13 protein-coding genes and 1 pseudogene are annotated in these 17342 nt (G+C 75.2%); 6 read left to right on the top strand and 8 right to left on the bottom strand.

Going from position 1 to position 17342, the window contains the following annotated elements; translation table 11 throughout:
* Nucleotides 1-251 (bottom strand): annotated as a pseudogene (locus JZ5iCDA_RS09050) (hypothetical protein); the annotation flags it as partial.
* Nucleotides 252-374: 123 nt separating this feature from the next.
* Here JZ5iCDA_RS09050 and JZ5iCDA_RS09045 point away from each other — a divergent pair.
* Both JZ5iCDA_RS09045 and JZ5iCDA_RS09040 read left to right on the top strand, forming a co-directional pair.
* Nucleotides 375-1586 carry a low temperature requirement protein A gene (locus tag JZ5iCDA_RS09045; protein WP_083259838.1) on the top strand — a complete coding sequence of 404 codons (1212 nt, stop codon included), beginning with the start codon at nucleotides 375-377 and terminating at the stop codon, nucleotides 1584-1586.
* 56 nt (nucleotides 1587-1642) lie between these two features.
* The gene (locus tag JZ5iCDA_RS09040) at nucleotides 1643-2632 is read left to right on the top strand and encodes a TIGR03557 family F420-dependent LLM class oxidoreductase (RefSeq protein ID WP_069386872.1); all 990 of its coding nucleotides are present in this window, start codon (nucleotides 1643-1645) and stop codon (nucleotides 2630-2632) included.
* Nucleotides 2633-2663: 31 nt separating this feature from the next.
* On the opposite strand, the gene JZ5iCDA_RS09035 is transcribed toward JZ5iCDA_RS09040, so the two are convergent.
* Together JZ5iCDA_RS09035 and tmk are read right to left on the bottom strand one after the other, a co-directional pair.
* A complete protein-coding gene (locus JZ5iCDA_RS09035; RefSeq protein WP_069386871.1) occupies nucleotides 2664-3800 on the bottom strand; it encodes a DNA polymerase III subunit delta' in 1137 nt (378 codons plus the stop codon).
* Complete coding sequence (gene tmk / locus JZ5iCDA_RS09030) at nucleotides 3797-4573, bottom strand: dTMP kinase (protein WP_139123039.1); 777 nt, start codon at nucleotides 4571-4573, stop codon at nucleotides 3797-3799. Before tmk ends, JZ5iCDA_RS09035 begins: the two co-directional genes overlap by 4 nt.
* Before the next feature lie 75 nt (nucleotides 4574-4648).
* Between tmk and JZ5iCDA_RS09025 the strand changes: the two genes are divergently transcribed.
* The gene (locus JZ5iCDA_RS09025) at nucleotides 4649-5338 is read left to right on the top strand and encodes an HAD-IA family hydrolase (protein WP_069386870.1); all 690 of its coding nucleotides are present in this window, start codon (nucleotides 4649-4651) and stop codon (nucleotides 5336-5338) included.
* A 34-nt stretch (nucleotides 5339-5372) separates the two neighbouring features.
* On the opposite strand, the gene JZ5iCDA_RS09020 is transcribed toward JZ5iCDA_RS09025, so the two are convergent.
* Nucleotides 5373-5840 (bottom strand): MarR family winged helix-turn-helix transcriptional regulator, encoded by a 468-nt coding sequence (locus tag JZ5iCDA_RS09020; protein ID WP_069386869.1) that lies wholly within the window; start codon nucleotides 5838-5840, stop codon nucleotides 5373-5375.
* A 72-nt stretch (nucleotides 5841-5912) separates the two neighbouring features.
* Here JZ5iCDA_RS09020 and JZ5iCDA_RS09015 point away from each other — a divergent pair, with 72 nt between their 5' ends.
* Nucleotides 5913-6122: a hypothetical protein gene (locus JZ5iCDA_RS09015; RefSeq protein WP_069386868.1), complete on the top strand. Its 210-nt coding sequence runs from the start codon at nucleotides 5913-5915 to the stop codon at nucleotides 6120-6122.
* 4 nt (nucleotides 6123-6126) lie between these two features.
* Here JZ5iCDA_RS09015 and JZ5iCDA_RS09010 read toward each other — a convergent pair whose 3' ends face one another.
* Entirely contained in the window at nucleotides 6127-7191 is a 1065-nt protein-coding gene (locus JZ5iCDA_RS09010) for a Gfo/Idh/MocA family protein (RefSeq protein WP_253182026.1), read from the bottom strand.
* Nucleotides 7192-7257: 66 nt separating this feature from the next.
* Between JZ5iCDA_RS09010 and JZ5iCDA_RS09005 the strand changes: the two genes are divergently transcribed.
* Entirely contained in the window at nucleotides 7258-8049 is a 792-nt protein-coding gene (locus tag JZ5iCDA_RS09005; protein WP_069386867.1) for an ABC transporter ATP-binding protein, read from the top strand.
* Nucleotides 8046-10751, top strand: coding sequence for an ABC transporter permease (locus tag JZ5iCDA_RS09000; RefSeq protein WP_069386866.1), 2706 nt, complete (start codon nucleotides 8046-8048; stop codon nucleotides 10749-10751). Before JZ5iCDA_RS09005 ends, JZ5iCDA_RS09000 begins: the two co-directional genes overlap by 4 nt.
* A 94-nt stretch (nucleotides 10752-10845) precedes the next feature.
* Here the strand turns inward: JZ5iCDA_RS09000 and topA are convergent, their stop codons facing one another.
* The 3 genes from topA to JZ5iCDA_RS08985 form a co-directional block, all read right to left on the bottom strand.
* Nucleotides 10846-13644, bottom strand: a complete 2799-nt coding sequence (topA, locus tag JZ5iCDA_RS08995; protein WP_069386865.1) for a type I DNA topoisomerase — start codon at nucleotides 13642-13644, stop codon at nucleotides 10846-10848.
* Nucleotides 13645-13899: 255 nt separating this feature from the next.
* Nucleotides 13900-14949 carry a phosphatase PAP2 family protein gene (locus JZ5iCDA_RS08990; protein ID WP_253182025.1) on the bottom strand — a complete coding sequence of 350 codons (1050 nt, stop codon included), beginning with the start codon at nucleotides 14947-14949 and terminating at the stop codon, nucleotides 13900-13902.
* Nucleotides 14950-15074: 125 nt separating this feature from the next.
* On the bottom strand, nucleotides 15075-17342 hold a 2268-nt coding region (locus JZ5iCDA_RS08985), incomplete at its 5' end, for an ATP-binding protein (protein WP_290438805.1).

Raw genomic sequence — 17342 nt, 5'->3', positions numbered from 1 at the left:
GGCGCCAGGGCCGGCACGTCGCCGTCGTCCCCGCCCTGGCCGGGCTGCTCCCACGTCGGGCCGTCGGACGGGTCCTCCGTGGCCTCGGGGGACGACGTCGTCGCCCCGCCGTCCGCGCCGTCGCCGCCACCGCCCTCGGTGGCGGACGCGCACGCGGCGAGGCCGAGGACCGCGAGCGCCACGGCGACGGCGAGCGCCGAGGAGGCCAGGCGTCGGGAGCTGCGTCGGGAGCTGCGTCGGGCGGGGACCATGGGACCTCCTCGGTCGTCGGTACCACCATCCTGGCGCACCGGTGCCCCGGCGGCGACGCGGTGCCCGTCCGTGCCGTCCGCGCCCTCTCGGCACACCGCGCCGCGTGGTGGCACGATCACCGCATGAGCGACGGCTCCACGGCCCGGTCCGGCCCGCCCCGCTGGGGCCTGCGCGCGGACCTCCGGCGCCACGGCGACGGCGGCGACTCGAGCCGCGTCGGCTACGTCGAGCTGTTCTTCGACCTGGTGTTCGTCTTCGCGGTCACGCAGCTCTCCCACCTGCTCATCGCCCACCCGGGCGCCGAGGCGCTCGCCCACACGCTCGTGCTCGGCCTCGCGGTGTGGTGGGTCTGGGTCGACACGATGTGGGTAACGAACTGGCTCGACCCGGAGCGCGTCGCGGTCCGGGCGATGCTCGTCGTCCTCATGCTGCTCGGTCTGGTTCTGGCGAGCGCGATCCCCGAGGCGTTCGGCGACAAGGGCCTGCTGTTCGCCGTGTGCCTCGTGACCATGCAGGTGGGCCGCAGCCTGTTCACCTACCTCGCCATGGCGCGCCACTGGCCGGAGAACGCGACGAACTTCGTCCGGATCGCCACGTGGCTCTCCGTGTCGGGCGCGGTGTGGGTCGCCGGCGCGCTGGTGGAGGAGCACCGCCTCGCCGTGTGGGCGGTCGCGGCGGCGATCGACGTCGCGGGGCCACGGGCGATGTTCCGGGTGCCCGGGCTCGGGGCGTCGCAGGCCCGCACGTGGGTGGTGCGGGGCGAGCACATGGCCGAGCGCGTGAGCCTGTTCGTCATCATCAGCCTCGGCGAGTCGATCATCATCACGGGGGCCGCGTTCGCCGAGCTGCCGCTCGACGCGACGACGCTCTCGGCGTTCGGGGCGGCGTTCGGCAGCACGGTGCTCATGTGGCTGCTCTTCTTCGACCGCTCGGAGCGGCGCGCCACCGCCTGGTTCACGTCGCGCGCGGAGACCGGCATGGTCGCGCAGACGGCGTACACGTACGTGCCGTTCGTCATCGTCACCGGGATCGTGCTCACCGCCGTGGCGGACGAGCTCGTGCTGCTGCACCCGCTCGGCCACGACGGCCACGCCGACGCGTGGACGGCCGGCCTGGTGTGCGGCGCGGCCGCGACGTACCTCGTGGGCAACGCTCTGTTCCGGCGCGCGACGGGCGGGCGCTGGTCCGTCCCGCACCTCGCCGGCGCGGCGGCGCTCGGTGCGCTGTTCGTCGCGTACCCGGTCCTGACCCCGTTGACGCTCAACTGGACGTCCGACGCCGTCCTCCTCGTCGTGTTCGCCGGCGACGTGCTCCTGGCCCGCCGGGCGTCCTGACCGGCAGGCGTGCGCGCGGAGGTGCGGGCGCGGGCGGCCCGTCCCACGATCGAGGCATGACGCGATTCGGCTACACCCTCATGACCGAGCAGTCCGGCCCCAAGGAGCTCGTCCGCTACGCCGTCGAGGCCGAGCGGGTCGGCTTCGACTTCGAGGTGTCGAGCGACCACTACTTCCCCTGGCTCGACACGCAGGGCCACTCGTCGTACGCGTGGTCGATGCTCGGCGCCGTCGCGCACGCGACCGAGCGCGTCGACCTCATGACGTACGTGACGTGCCCGACCGTGCGGTACCACCCCGCCGTCATCGCCCAGAAGGCCGCGACCCTCGGGCTGCTGTCAGACGGGCGCTTCACCCTCGGGCTCGGTGCCGGCGAGAACCTCAACGAGCACGTCGTCGGCGAGCGGTGGCCGGCGGTCGACGAGCGGCACGAGATGCTCGCCGAGGCGGTCGACATCATCACCGAGCTGTCCACCGGGGACTTCCTCACGTACGTGGGTCACCACTTCCGCGTCGACTCCGCCCGCGTGTGGGACGTCCCGGACGAGCCCGTGAAGATCGGCGTCGCGATCTCGGGCGAGCAGTCCGTCGGGCAGTTCGCCACCGTCGCCGACCACCTCATCACGACCGAGCCGAAGGCCGAGCTCCTGCAGCAGTGGGACGCGCTGCGCTCCGAGGCGTCGCTCGAGCCGTCCCGCAAGATCGGGCAGATCCCCATCTCGTGGGACCCCGACACCGACGCCGCCGTGCAGCGCGCGCACGAGCAGTTCCGCTGGTTCGGGCTCGGCTGGCCGGTCAACGCGAACCTGCCGACGACCGAGTCGTTCAAGAACGCGAGCTCGTTCGTGCGTCCGGAGGACGTCGCGCAGTCCATCCCGTGCGGTCCCGACCTGGACGCGGTCGTGGAGGCCGCCTCCGCGTTCTGGGACGCCGGCTTCACCGACCTCGCGATCGTCCAGATCGGCGACGAGAAGCAGCAGCAGTTCCTCGACGAGGCCGCCGGCCCGCTCCTGGAGAAGCTGCGCGCGGCCGCGCCGGGCTCCTGACGGCCCTGGCGGCGCTGCGCCCGCGCCGGGGTCAGCCCTGCGGGCGCAGCGCGATCGCCATCGCCTCGACCGCGAGGAGCGGGGACACGTTGCCCTCGAGCCGTTCGCGCGCGACGCCGATCGCGTCCATGCGGCGCACGGTCTGCTCGGGCGTCGAGTCCTCGGCGAGCGTGCGCACCGTGTCCGCGAGGCCGGTGTTGACGAGCTCGACGTCCGCACCGAGCTGCACCACGAGCACGTCGCGGTAGAGGGAGAGCAGGTCGACCATCGCGCGGTCGAGCACGTCGCGCTGGTGGCGCGTGGCCCGGCGCTTCTGGTCGGCCTCCAGGTCGCGCAGCTGCGAGCGCAGCCGCGGTGGGAGCGTGTCCCCGTCGGCGACGCCGAGCGTGCGCAGGAGCTCGGCCTTCTCGGTCGCGTCCCGCTCCTCGGTCGCCGCCTTCGCCTCGGCCTGCGCGAGGTCGACGAGCTCGCCCGCGGCGAGCACGGCGTCCCCGACCCCGCGGATGCGGCGCGCGAGCGAGAGCACGGACGTGCGGCGGTCGCGCGCGCCGGTGTCGCGCGCGAGACGTCGCGCGAGGCCGATGTGGCTCTGCGCCGCCCGGGCGCTCGCCTCGGCGACGGCCGGGTCGACGCCGTCGCGCTCCACGAGCAGGCGGGCGACCGCCTCGACCGGGGGCACGCGCAGCACGACGCCGCGGCACCGGGACCGGATGGTCACGAGGACGTCCTGCGGGCTCGGGGCGCACAGGATCCAGACCGTGTGGGGAGCCGGCTCCTCGATCGCCTTGAGGAGCACGTTCGTCGTGCGCTCGACCATCCGGTCGGCGTCCTCGACGACGATGACGCGACGCCGGCCCTGCGACGGGCTGCGGCTCGCGACCGTGAGCAGGTCGCGCACCTCGTCGATCTTGATCGTCACGAGCTCGGTCGCCACGAGCGTGACGTCCGGGTGCGTGCCGGCGAGCACGGTGCGGCACGCCTGGCAGCGCCCGCACCCGCCCTGCTCGCACTGCAGAGCGGCGGCGAACGCGCGCGCCGCGTTCGAGCGGCCCGAGCCGGGAGGACCGGTGATCAGCCACGCGTGCGTCATCGCGGCCGGGTCGGTCACGGCGGTGCTCAGCGTCGCGACGGCGCTCTCCTGGCCGACGACCTCGTCCCAGACGCTCATGCCCCGCCCGCCGCGGCGCGTCCGCCGCCGCGCCCGTGCTCCAGGCCCGGCCGCAGGCCGACGCCGGGCACGTAGCCGATGGCGCTGTCGGAGTCGTCGAAGCCGTCGTCCGGCGCGGCCTCGACCGTGTCCTCGGCCTCCTCCACCACCGGGGTGAGCTCGAGCCGCGCGGCCACGTCGACGCGGATCTGCGCCTGCAGGTCGTCCACCGGCGCCGACGCGTCGAGCACGAGCCACCGCTCCGGCTCCGCCGCCGCGCGCGCGAGGAACGCCTCGCGCGTGCGCCGGTGGAACTCGAGCCCGGCCCGCTCGAGGCGGTCGTGCTCGCGCTGCATGCGGTGCGCCGCCTCCGCAGGATCGAGGTCGAGCAGGACCGTCACGTCCGGCATGAGGTCCTGGACGGCCCAGCGCGAGATGAGCTCGACCTCGTCGGCGCCGAGCTCGCGCCCGCCGGCCTGGTAGGCGACGGACGAGTCGAGGTAGCGGTCCGTCACGACGATCGCCCCGCGCTCGAGCGCCGGCCGGACGACGCTCGCGACGTGGTGCGCGCGGTCCGCCGCGTAGATGAGCGCCTCCGTGCGCGGGTCCATGTCCTCGCCGTGCAGCACGGCGGCACGCAGCTCCTTGCCGAGGGTGGTGCCGCCCGGCTCGCGCGTGAGCACGACCTCGCGGCCCGTGAGCTCGCCCAGCCACTGCCCGAGCAGGCGCGACTGCGTCGACTTGCCGACGCCGTCGCCGCCCTCGAACGAGACGAAGTACCCGGGTGCGTTCACGGCCACCACCCTAGCCGCGGCGGCGGACACCCCGCGGACGGTCGGCGGGCCGGGCCGCGGGTTAGCCTCGGGACCATGCCCGCCGCCCCCACGCCCGGCCCCGCCTTCGCCGACCGCACGTTCGACGCCGTCCTGTTCGACATGGACGGCACGCTCATCGACTCCGTCCCCGCCGTCGACCGGTGCTGGCGGCGCTGGGCCGCGGAGCAGGGCCTCCCGGGCGCCGAGACGTTCCAGATCCCGCACGGCACACCCGCGCGCACGGTCATCGCCGGGCTGCTGCCGCCCGAGCGCGTCGAGGCCGCGCACGCACGCATCCAGGAGCTCGAGCTCGTCGACAACGACGGCGTGACGATGCTGCCCGGCACGCCGGGCGCGCTCTCGGCGCTGCCCGCGGAGCGGCAGGCGATCGTCACGTCGTGCACGCGCCCGCTCGCCGAGGCGCGCATGGCGGCGTCCGGTCTCGAGGCCCGCTCCGTCGTCGTCACCGCCGACGACGTGGCGCGCGGCAAGCCCGACCCCGACCCGTTCCTCCTGGGGGCGGAGAAGCTCGGGGTCGACCCGGCGCGCTGCCTCGTCGTCGAGGACGCGCCCGCGGGCATCGCCTCCGCACGGGCGGCGGGCTGCGCCGTCCTCGCCGTGACGGGCACGCACAGCGCGGCCGAGCTCGCGGCCGCCTCCCCCGCGCCCGACGCGGTGGCCACGGGGCTCGACGCGGTGCGGTTCGCCGTCGGGCCCGACGGCGTGCGCGTCACCGACGCCTGACCGGCGGCTCGGCGACGAGACGGTACGCGACGGCTCAGCGCACCCCGGCGCGGGCCGCCGCCGCGACGACCTTCGACGCCGCGGCGTGCACCTCGGCCAGCTCGTCGAGGGTCAGGCCGGTCGCGGCGACGATCGCGGGCGGGATGCGCTCGGCGTCCTGGCGCCGCGCGCGACCGGCGTCGGTGAGCGTGACGCGGACCTGGCGCCCGTCCTGCGGCGACCGCGTGCGCGCGACGTACCCGAGCGTCTCGAGCCGCTTGAGCAGCGGCGAGAGCGTGCCGGGGTCGAGGTGCAGCCGCTCGGCCAGCGCCGTGACCGTCGTCGTGGCGCCGGCGGCCTCGTCCTGCCACAGCGCGAGGAGCACGAGGTACTGCGGGTGCGTGATGCCGAGCGGCTCGAGCAGCGGCCGGTACAGCGCGACCATCGCGCGCGCCCCGGCGGACAGGGCGAAGCAGACCTGGGACTCGAGGGCGAGCGGGTCGGCGGTACGGGTCTCGGTCACCTCGCCAGCGTAGCCCCGGCCGGGCTATCGTGTGGTGGTCCAACCTTTGGTGCACCAAGAGAGGCTCGGCACATGGCGAAGGAGAAGCGCCCGCGCACGCTGGGCATGCGCATCACCGAGGCGTTCCTGCCGTTCTTCGGCCCCGCCCAGCTCGGGCGCCAGGACGCCGACGGGCGCGGTGTCTCGGACGCCGAGCGCGGCCGCGAGCGCGAGCTGCGCACGCGCTTCGAGCGCGTGACCGGGCCGGACGGGCGCACCTACGTCGTCGAGCACACCGACTGACGCCTCACTCCCCGGGGTAGGCCACCCCGATCTGACGGCGCACCTCGTCCATCGTGCGCATGACCTCGAGCGTGCCGTCCCACGACATGCGCGGGCTCTGCGTCGCGCCCGCGGCGACGCACCGCGCGACCTCGGCCGCCTGGTACTGCTTGCCCTCGCCGCGAAACCCGTCGTAGACCCACGAGGCGCCGTCGTGCCGCACGACCCGGAACGACGTCGGCCCGTAGAACGCGCCCTCGACCTCGATCCGCCCGGCGGTCCCGTTGACCACGGCCGTCGTCGCGGTGCGCGACCACAGCGTCGTGGACAGCGTCGCCTGGACCCGCGACCCGTACGACAGGACGATGCTCGTCTGCCCGTCCACACCCGTCTCGGTGAGCGCGCCGACGGCGGTCACCGCGTCCGGGGCGCCGAGCAGGTCGTGCGCGAACGAGACGGGGTACACGCCCAGGTCGAGCAGCGCCCCGCCCGCGAGCCCGGGAGCGTAGAGGCGGTGCTCCGGGGCGTACGGGAAGTACTGCCCGTGGTCGGCGGTCACGTTGACGACGTCGCCGATCTCGCCGCGCGCGACGACGCCGCGGATCGCGGCGACGTGCGGCAGGAACCGCGTCCACATGGCCTCCATGACGAACACGCCGGCCTCGCGCGCGGCGTCGAGCACCTCGCGCGCCTCGGCCTCGTTGCGCGTGAACGCCTTCTCGACGAGCACGTGCTTGCCCGCCCGGATCGCGAGCAGCGCGTGCTCGTGGTGGTGCGAGTGCGGCGTCGCGACGTAGACGACGTCCACCTGCGGGTCCTCGACGAGCGCGTCGTAGCCCTCGTGCGTCGTCGGGACGCCGTGCGCCGTCGCGAACCGCTCCGCGCGCACGCGGTCGCGCGAGCCGACCGCCGCGACGCGCCCCTGCGTGTGCTGGCGCACCGCCTCCGCGAACGACGACGCGATGCCGCCCGCGCCGAGCACGCCCCAGCGCACCGGCGGGGCCGTGCGCGGGTCGGGCACGACGCCCGGCACGTCGGCGGGCAGGTCGGCCACGGGCCGAAGGACGTGGTGCGGGGCGACGTCGCTCATGGGCCACACCGTAGCGGTGCGTGCCGGGGTGATGCGTCGCGCGCCCGCGCGCGACACCATGAGGCCATGACGACGCCCTCGTCCTCGTCCTCGTCCGCGGCCTCCGCCCCGCCGGGCGAGGCGCCCGAGGCGCGGGCGAGCGCCCGCGGCCTCGTCAAGGTGTACGGCTCGGGCCCGACGGCGGTCCGCGCGCTCGACGGCGTGGACGTCGACTTCGCCCGGGGCCGGCTCACGGCGATCATGGGGCCGTCCGGGTCCGGCAAGTCGACGCTCATGCACTGCATGGCGGGGCTCGACTCGCCGACGTCGGGCAGCGTCGTCGTGGACGGGCGCGAGATCAGCCGGATGTCCCAGCGGCGGCTCACCGCGCTGCGCCGCACGCGCGTCGGGTTCGTCTTCCAGTCCTACAACCTCGTGCCGACGCTCACCGCGGCCGAGAACATCACGCTGCCGCTCGACATCGCGCGAACCCGCGTCGAGCGCGCCTGGTTCGACGAGGTGGTCGACGCCGTCGGGCTGCGCGACCGGCTGCACCACCGGCCGTCCGAGCTGTCGGGCGGGCAGCAGCAGCGCGTCGCGTGCGCCCGGGCGCTCGTGTCGCGCCCGTCCGTGGTCTTCGCCGACGAGCCCACCGGCAACCTCGACTCGCGCTCGGCCGGGGAGGTGCTCGCCTTCCTGCGCCGGTCGGTCGACGAGCTCGACCAGACGGTCGTCATGGTCACGCACGACCCGCGCGCCGCCTCCTACGCGCACCGCGTCGTGTTCCTCGCCGACGGCCGGCTCGCGGGCGAGCTGCACGACCCGTCGCAGCAGGACATCCTCGACGCCCTCGCCGCCGCGGCGGGCGACGCGCCGTGATCCGCGTCGCGCTGCGGGGCGTGCGCGCGCACCTCGTGCGCTTCGTCCTCTCCGTGCTCGCGGTGACGCTCGGCGTGGCGTTCGTCGTGGGCACGTTCGCGTTCCGGGCCATGCTGTCGTCGACGTTCGACGACATCATCGCCTCGACGCTCGTCGCCGACGTCTACGTGCGCGGCGCGCAGGAGGTCGCGGGCGCCCCGCCCCAGGAGGGCGGGGGCGGCGGGGGCGCGCCGAGCACCGGGTTCGGGCCGGAGCGCACGCTCGTGCCGGCCGACCTCGCCGAGGGAATCGAGGGCGTCGACGGCGTCGACCGCGCGGTGCCGGACGTCTCGGGGCCGGCCGTCCTCGTCGGCGCCGACGGCACGGCCGTCGTGACGAGCGGACCGCCGAGCGTCGCGCTCGCCGTCGACCCGCAGGACCCGAGCCTGACGCTGCTCGAGGGCGTGTGGCCCGCCCCCGGGGAGGTCGTCCTCGAGCGCAGTGCCGCCGACCTCGCGGGTCTCGGCACGGGCGACGCCACGACCGTCGTGCTCGGCGACGAGCCCCGCCCCGTCACCGTGTCCGGCGTCTTCGGGATCGAGGCCGCCGCGGCGGGGGCGATCCTCGTCGGGATCGACGACGTCACCGCGCGCGAGGTCTACGCCCCCGACGGGCAGGTGGCCCAGATCGCGGTGTGGGCGGAGCAGGGCGGCGGGGACGCCCCGTCGGAGGAGGCGCTCGCCGACCGGGTCGCGGCCACGCTGCCCGTCGGCGCCGAGGCCGTGACCGGGACGCAGGCGCGCGCGGAGGCGAGCGAGGCCGTCGAGGAGGTCCTCGGCTTCGTCGAGACGTTCCTGCTGGTCTTCGCCGCGATCGCGCTGTTCGTCGGCGCGTTCATCATCGCCAACACGTTCCAGATGTCCGTGCGGGAGCGGCTGCGCGAGCTCGCGCTGCTGCGGGCGCTGGGTGCGTCGCCCGGCCAGGTGTTCGCGTCCGTCCTGGCGCAGGCGTTCCTCGTGGGTCTCGTCGGCGGCGGGCTGGGCGTGCTCGGCGGGGCGGGTCTCGTGCGCGTCATCCGGTGGGGGCTCGCCGCCGCGGGCTTCGAGTTCTCCGGCCGCGCCCCGCTCGGCACGGCGCAGGTGCTGACCGCCGTGGGCCTCGGCGCCGCGGTCAGCGTGCTCGCGGCGGCCCTGCCCGCACGGCGCGCCGCGGCGATCCCGCCGGTCCAGGCCATGCGCGACGACGTCGCCCCCGAGCGCGGGACGCGCGCGCGAGCGGTGAGCGGGGTCGTGCTCGTCGCGGCCGGGGCGGGCGTCCTGTGGCTCTCGGCCCACCTCGGGTCGTCGGTCGACGAGTCGCCGACGGGCTGGGCCTGGGTGGACGATCTCAGCCCGCGCGTCCTGCTCGGCGTCGGGGCGGGGCTCGTGCTCGTCGGCGTCCTCGTCGGGTCGCCCGCGATCGCGCGGCCCGTCCTCACGGTCCTCGCGACGCCGCTCGTCGCCGCGCTGCGGCCGCTCGGCCGGCTCGCGCGCGGCAACGTCACGCGCAACCCCCGGCGCACCGCCAGCACCGCCGGCGCGCTGCTCATCGGCATGGCGCTCGTGTCCGTCACCGGCGTCATCGCCGCGTCCACCCAGGCGTCCGTGCGCAGCATCGTGGAGAGCGAGGTGCGCGCCGACCTCGTCGTCGACTCCGCGACGTGGACGGTGCCCGGCGGCGCGGTGGAGGCCGTCCGGGCCGTGCCCGGGGCGCAGACCGTCGACACGGTGCGCCTCGGTCTCGCGCCCGCCGCGGCGAGCGAGGGTACGGGCGACGGCGCGGGCGGTGACGCCGCCGGCTCCACCGACGACGCGCGCGGCACGGACGTCGCGGGCGTCCCCGCGCGCTTCTTCGAGACGGCGCTCGACCCCGTGACGCTCGCCGGGGACCCGACGTCCACGCTCGAGGACGGGGACGTCGTCGTGCACCGCCGGACCGCGCGCGAGCGCGGCTGGGAGATCGGCGACACGCTCGTCCTCGGCGGCGCGACGAGCACCGAGGGCGGGGCCGCCGCCGACGGCACGCAGGTCGAGGTCGAGGTGGGCGCGATCATCGACAGCCAGCTCGTCGGGACCGGCGTGCTCGTGCGCGACGACGTGTTCGACGCCGTCGTGCCCGCCGCGCAGGCGACCGTGCGCATCGTCTACGTGAGCGCGGCGGACGGCGCGGGCGCGGACGACCTCGCCGCGCTGCGGTCCGGGCTGACGGACGCCGTCGCGCCCTACCTCGTGCTGACCGTCCTCGACCGCGAGCAGACGGCGTCGGCGTACGCCGCGCAGGTCGACCAGGTGCTCGTCATCCTCTACGCGCTGCTCGCGCTGTCGATCGTCATCGCGCTGCTCGGCATCGTCAACACGCTCGCGCTGTCCGTCATCGAGCGCACGCGCGAGATCGGGCTGCTGCGCGCCGTCGGGCTGGGGCGGCTCCAGCTCGCGGGCATCATCGCGGTCGAGTCCGTCCTGACTGCGGTGTACGGCACGGTGCTCGGCGTCGCGACCGGCATCGGCATCGGCGCCGCGCTCCCCGGCGTGCTCGCCGACGAGGGCCTGAGCACGCTCGCCGTCCCCTGGGGGCAGGTGCTCGCGATCCTCGGCGCGGCCGTCGTCATCGGTCTCGTCGCGAGCGTGTGGCCGGCCGTCCGCGCCACGCGCCTGCCGGTCCTCGAGGCGGTCACGGTCGACTGACGTGGGCCAGCCGACGCTCGCGAGGTAGAGGGTTTCGGCCGAGGTAGAGGGAGATCTCCCTCTACCTCGGCCAGAACCCTCTACCTCGCCGGTGTCACTTCTTCGACGCGGCGGGCTTCTTCGCGGGAGCCTTCTTCGCGGCCGGCTTCTTGGCGGGGGTGCGCTTCTTCGCCGGGCCCTGCGCGCGCTTCTCGGCGAGCAGCTCGATCGCGCGCTCGGGCGTGATCGACTCGGGCGTGACGTCGCGCGGGAGCGTGCGGTTCGTCTCGCCGTCGGTCACGTACGCGCCGAACCGGCCGTCCTTGACGACGATCGGCTTGCCGCTCGTCGGGTCGTCGCCGAGCTCGCGCAGCGGCGGGGTCGCGGCCCGCTGCCCGCGGCCGCGCTTCGGCTGCTTGTACAGCTCCAGCGCCTCCTCGAGCGTGACGGTGAACATCGCCTCCTCGCTCGGGAGCGTGCGCGAGTCCGTGCCCTTCTTGAGGTACGGGCCGTACCGGCCGTTCTGCGCCGTGATCTCCTCGCCCGACTCCGGGTCCGTCCCGACGACGCGCGGCAGCGACAGCAGCTGGAGCGCGTCCTCGATCGTCACGGTCTCGAGCGTCTGCGTCTTGAGCAGCGACGCGGTGCGCGGCTTCGGCTGGGCGGCCTTCGCCTTCTTCTGCGCGGCGGCCGACAGGCTCGTGTCGATCGGCGGGAGGTCGAGCACCTCGGTGACGTACGGGCCGTACCGCCCGGCCTTCGCGATGATCTGGTTCCCCGACACGGGGTCGGTGCCGAGCACCTTGCCGTCGTCGGCGCCCGCGGCGAGCAGCTCGCGCGCCTTGGCGACGGTCAGCTCGTCGGGCGCGACGTCGTCCGGCACGGACGCGCGCGGCGGGTTCTCGCCCTCCTTGACCTCGGCCGCGAGGTCCTCGACGTACGGGCCGTAGCGCCCCACGCGGAGCTGGATGCCCTCGCCGATCGGCACCGAGTTGATGCCGCGCGCGTCGATGTCGCCGAGGTTCTCGACGAGCTCGCGCAGGCCCTCGCCCTCGGGGCCGCGCGCGGCGTCGCCGAAGTAGAACTGGGAGAGCCACTCGACCCGGTCGCGACGGCCGGCCGCGATCTCGTCGAGGTCCGCCTCCATCGCCGCCGTGAAGCGGTAGTCGACGAGCCGGTCGAAGTGCTCCTCGAGCAGCCGCACGACGGCGAACGCGAGCCAGCTCGGCACGAGCGCCTGGCCGCGCGAGAGCACGTAGCCGCGGTCCTGGATCGTCGAGATGGTCGACGCGTACGTCGAGGGACGGCCGATGCCGAGCTCCTCGAGCGCCTTGACGAGGCTCGCCTCGGTGTAGCGCGGCGGCGCCGACGTCGAGTGGCCCGCGGCCTCGAGGTCCTCGCCGCGCAGCGCGTCGCCCTCGGCCATCTGCGGCAGGCGGGCCTCGCGGTCGTCGCCGCCCTGCGCGCCGAGCGACTCCTCGGCGTAGCGGTCGACGTCGGAGCTCTCCTCGTACGCGGCGAGGAAGCCGCGGAACGTGATGACCGTGCCGGACGCCGCGAAGACGGCCTCGCGGCCGTCGAGCCCGTCCACGCCGGCACCGGCGAGCGGGGCGCCGAGGCGCACGGACGCCGTCGACCCCTTGGCGTCGGCCATCTGCGAGGCCACCGTGCGCTTCCAGACGAGCTCGTAGAGCTTGAACTGGTCGCCGCTCAGCTCCTTGGCGACCTGGGCGGGCGTGCGGAACGAGTCGCCCGCCGGGCGGATCGCCTCGTGCGCCTCCTGCGCGCCCTGGTTCTTCGCCGCGTAGACGCGGGGCTTCTCCGGCACGAAGCTCGCGCCGTACAGCTCGGCGGCCTGGCGGCGGGCAGCGCTCGTCGCCTCGGCCGAGAGCGACGGCGAGTCCGTCCGCATGTAGGTGATGTAGCCGTTCTCGTACAGCGACTGCGCGGTGCGCATCGTCTGCCGCGAGGACATGCGCAGCTTGCGGCTCGCCTCCTGCTGGAGGGTCGACGTGGTGAACGGCGCGGCCGGGCGGCGCGTGTACGGCTTCGTCTCGAGCGAGCGCACGGTGAAGTCGGCGTGGGCGAGACCGGCGACGACGGCGCGCGCGGTCGCCTCGTCGAGGTGCACGACCCCCGCGCGCTGCCCCGCGGCGCCCTTGAGCTGCCCGCGGTCGTCGAAGTCGCGGCCCGACGCGACCCGCGCGTCGCCGAGCTGCACGAGGCGCGCACCGAACGTCTTGCCGGCCTCGTCGGGCGCGGCCGCCGCGGCGTCACCCGTCAGGCCGAACGTGCCGGTGACGTCCCAGTACTCGGCCGCGACGAACGCCATGCGCTCGCGCTCGCGCTCCACGACGAGGCGCGTGGCCACCGACTGCACGCGGCCGGCCGACAGCCCCTGGCGGACCTTGCGCCACAGCACCGGCGAGACCTCGTAGCCGTAGAGGCGGTCGAGGATGCGGCGCGTCTCCTGGGCGTCGACGAGGCTCGTGTCGAGGTCGCGCGTGTTCTGCAGCGCCCGCTGGATGGCCTCGCGGGTGATCTCGTGGAACACCATGCGCTTGACGGGCACCTTGGGCTTGAGCGCCTCGAGCAGGTGCCACGCGATGGCCTCGCCCTCGCGGTCCTCGTCGGTGGCGAGGTAGAGCTCGTCGGCGTCCTTGAGGGCCCGCTTGAGCTCGGCGACCTTCTTCTTCTTGTCCGCGTAGACCTCGTAGTACGGGTCGAACCCGTTCTCCACGTCGACGGCGAACTTCCCGTACGGGCCCTTCTTCATGTCCGCCGGCAGCTCCGACGGCTGCGGCAGGTCCCGGATGTGCCCGACGCTCGCCTCGACCTCGTAGTCGTCGCCGAGGTAGCCCTGGATCTTGCGAGCCTTGGCGGGCGACTCGACGATCACGAGCTTGCGTGGCATCCCATCCTGCTTTCGTCGTCCTGCGTCGTTCGTGCTGCGACCCGGCCCGTCGGTCCGGTCGTCGCGTTGTCCGTGCCGTTGTCCGTGCCGATGTCCGTGCCGGTCGTCGTGCCGGTGGTCACGGCGGGGCGCGGTCGTGCGCGACGGCGGTCTGCCGCCGTCGGGCGCCGCGCCGCTGCGCTGCCCCGGGGAGCGGCCGTCCTGCGTGCCGGTCCGGGAAGCCTACGACGTTACGCCATCCGCGCCAGCGGCACCCTACCCCCGAACGGCACGGGGGTCGGGACGCGCCGTGGACTGCCGGACGAGCAGCAGCACGGCGAAGACGGCGGCGGTCGCCGCGCCCACGCCCGCCACGCCGCCCACGTACGCCGTGGCCTCCTGCGCCGTCGTCGTCTCCCACGTCGCCGGCGTCGCGCGGTACGCCCACAGCGCCGCGGCGGACGCGCCCGCGGCGACGAGCAGGAGCAGCACGCTCGTCACCACCGACCCCGGCGAGCCGCCCGCACCGCGGTCGAGCGCGGAGCGGGGGGTGAAGGCGCACACGAGCGCGCCCCACGCGAGCACGACGAGGACGGCCGCCACGACGTCGCTCGGGCGGTGCCACTGCCCCACGAGGGTCGACACGCCCGTCGCCGCGGTGTACGCGCCGCCGAGCACGGCGACCAGGGGCCGGGCCCTGCGCGGCACCACGAGCAGCAGCGCGGCCGCGACCGAGGCGGCGACCGTGGTGTGCCCGCTCGGCAGCGAGTTGTCGGCGGTCCATCCGCCGATGAGGTTGTCGCGCCCGAGCAGGTCGTGCTTGACGAGCTGCGTCGTGACGTTCGCGCCGACGACGAGGAACGCGACCTGGACGGCGAGCCCCCAGCGCCTGCGCAGGAGCGCGATGCCCATCGCGGCCCCGAGCCCCACGACGACGAGCGTCACCGAGACCGTGTCGAGCACCGGCTCCGCGACCGCCCACAACGGGCCCTGCCCGTTGACCGCGCCGTCGAACGCGGCGCGCTCGGCCATCTGCCCCGCGTACGTGTCGACGAAGTACCGCCACACCATCCACGCGAGGAGGCCGGCGCCGACGGCGACGGCAGCGGCCACCACGCGCGGTGCGAGGCGCACCGCGCCGAGGCCGGGCGCACGGGGCGCCGGGGACGGACGGTCGGGCATGGTCTCCTGCGGTCTCACCGGGGGGCGTACGGGTGCGGGCGGCGCGACGGGCGGCGGGACGTCGGCGGGCTGGACCGGCATCGGGCGCGTCCCCGTGCCGCCGCGCGTCTGCAGCGGACGGGTCGGGGCCTGGTCGGACGGCATCCTCCCACCGTAGGCGACATCTGTGCGGGTTCCGAGAAGACCTGTCGAAGGTCGTGGTGGATCACCCGACAGGCCTGCGGCCCCTCTCCCGCCTCGCGGCGAGCCGCCCCGTGCCGCCCCGCGGGCTACCCGGGGACGACCTCGGCCTCGCGCGCCTCGCGGGCGTCGCGCCCGTCGCGGTACGCGTCGATCGAGAGCGTGCGCAGGCGCGAGGAGCGACCCGTCGGGTTGTCGACGAAGCCCACGGCGGAGATGTACGGCTCGATGACGTGGATCTTCTGCAGCGGCGTGACGATGAGCAGCTGCAGCCCGAGCCGGCGGAACAGCTCGAGCGCGAACCGCGTCGACTCGTCCGACCCGCGGCCGAACGCCTCGTCGATGACGACGAACCGGAACGCCGTCGAGCGCACCGCGCCCCAGTCGAGCTTGAACTGGTAGGCGAGCGACGCCGCGAGGATCGTGTACGCGAGCTTCTCCTTCTGCCCGCCGGACTTGCCGCCGGAGTCGGAGTAGTGCTCGTGCTCGGAGTCGTCGGCGCGCGAGCGCTCCGACGCCGACAGCACGAACCAGTTCCGCACGTCCGTCACGCGCCGGCGCCACGCCTCGTCCAGGTCGGTCATGCCCTCGCGGCCCCGGAACCGCTCGACGAGCGCCTTGACGCGCAGGAAGCGGTCCTCGGAGTACGACAGCGCGCCGTTGTCCTCGGTGAGGGAGCCGTCGCCCTCGGCGAGGGTGCGGTCGTCCTCGGCGAGGATGCCGTCCCCGTCGGTGCACGCGCGCAGGTCCTGCTGGAACTCGCGCACCTCGACGTTCGGCGTGCGCGACACCTCGAGGCGGATGTACCGGCCGGGGTTGTAGTCGATCGCCCGCAGGGAGTCGTTGATCGTGTCGATGCGGTCGCGGATGAGGTCGGCCTGCTTGGCGAGCTCCGCGGCGAACCCGGCGATGTCCCGGATCGCGTTGGTGTTGAGGTACGCCTTGAAGTCGGCCTCGAAGCGCGGCAGGTCGTCGCGCACGAGCCGGTCGTGGATCTCGCGGTAGCCGTCGGCCGAGCGCACGTCCGCGTCGAGCTCCGCGGTCTCGACCGGGTACGCCGACCGGAACGCGGCCATCTGGCCCGCGATCCGCGTGCCGAGGTCGGCGCGCTCGCGCTGCGCCTGCTCCGCCTCGGCGGTCAGGCGCGAGCGCACCGCGTTCTCCACGGCGTCGAGGTCGGCCGTGCTCGTCGGGCCGGAGCCCTCGCCCCGGGCGGTGCCGAGCTCGCGGTCGAACTCGGCGGCGAGCGCCGCCGTCGTCTCGTCGTCGAGCGTCTCGCCGGCGCCGTCGAGCACGGCCCGGGCGCGGTCGCGCGCGCCGCGCGCCTCGTCGAGCGCGTGCCGGTCGGCACCCAGCGTCGCGACGACCCGGTCGCGCTCCGTCTCGAGCTCGCCGCGGCGGTGGTCGTTCTCGTCGAGCAGCCGCGCGAGCCGCCCGAGCTCGTCGCTCGCCTGCTCGAGGCGGCGCTTCTCGTCGTCGAGCTCGGCGATGCGCGCGACCTCCGCGCGCCAGTCCAGCTCGTCCCAGTCCCGGTACACCTCGAGGCGGCCCAGCGCAGAGGCGCGCGCCTGCAGCTCGGCCCGGCGCGCGGCCGCGGCGTCCCGGCGGCGCGCGAGCGCGTCCCGGCGGGACGTCACCTCCGCGGCCTGCTCGAGCAGCGCGTCGACCTTGGCCTGCGTCGACCAGCCGAGAACGTAGCCGCGGCGGTCGTCGACGGCGCGCACGTCGTTCTTCTCGTGGTGGTCCGGCGAGTGCTTGACCTGGCCGGACCGCGTGACGGCGCGGGGCAGGCGCCGGAACGCGTCGAGGTCCTCGGCGCACGCGTGGTCCGCACGCCGCTCGAGCTCGGCCTCGACCCACGCCGTGAGGGCCGGCGTGCCGTCGAGCACGCGGACGTCGAGGAGGTCGGCGAGCAGGAGCGTCCCGTCCGGGCGGTCGGCGCGCCGCGCCGGCCCGACACGCTCGGGCACGCGGTGGTAGACGAGCCGCAGGCCGAGGTGCTCGCGGTCGACCCACGCGGCGACCGCGTCGTAGGCCGCCGCCGGCACGAGGAGGGACAGCGCGAACCCGCGCAGGACGCGTTCGGCGGCGCCCTCCCACGCGGCGTGCTCGGGGCGGACGGCGAGCAGCTCGCCGACGAACGGCAGGTCGCCCGGGGCGAGGCCCACCCCGGCGGCGAGCCGGTCGCGCACGTCGAGGTGCGTGCGGGGCAGGTTCGACCGCCGGTCGGCGAGGCTCGCGAGCTCCGCCTTGACGTCCGTGGTCTCCTGCTCGACGGCGCGCAGCTCGGCCGCGACCTCGCCCGCCTCGTCCTCGGCGCGCGCGAGCTCGTCGCGCACGCGCTCCGCGGCGGCGTC

Source organism: Cellulosimicrobium cellulans, from assembly GCF_001722485.1.
GTDB classification, from domain to species: Bacteria; Actinomycetota; Actinomycetes; order Actinomycetales; family Cellulomonadaceae; genus Cellulosimicrobium; species Cellulosimicrobium cellulans_A.
The sequence above is the reverse complement of the archived record's forward strand: the minus strand, read 5'-3'. Positions and strand labels throughout refer to the sequence as shown.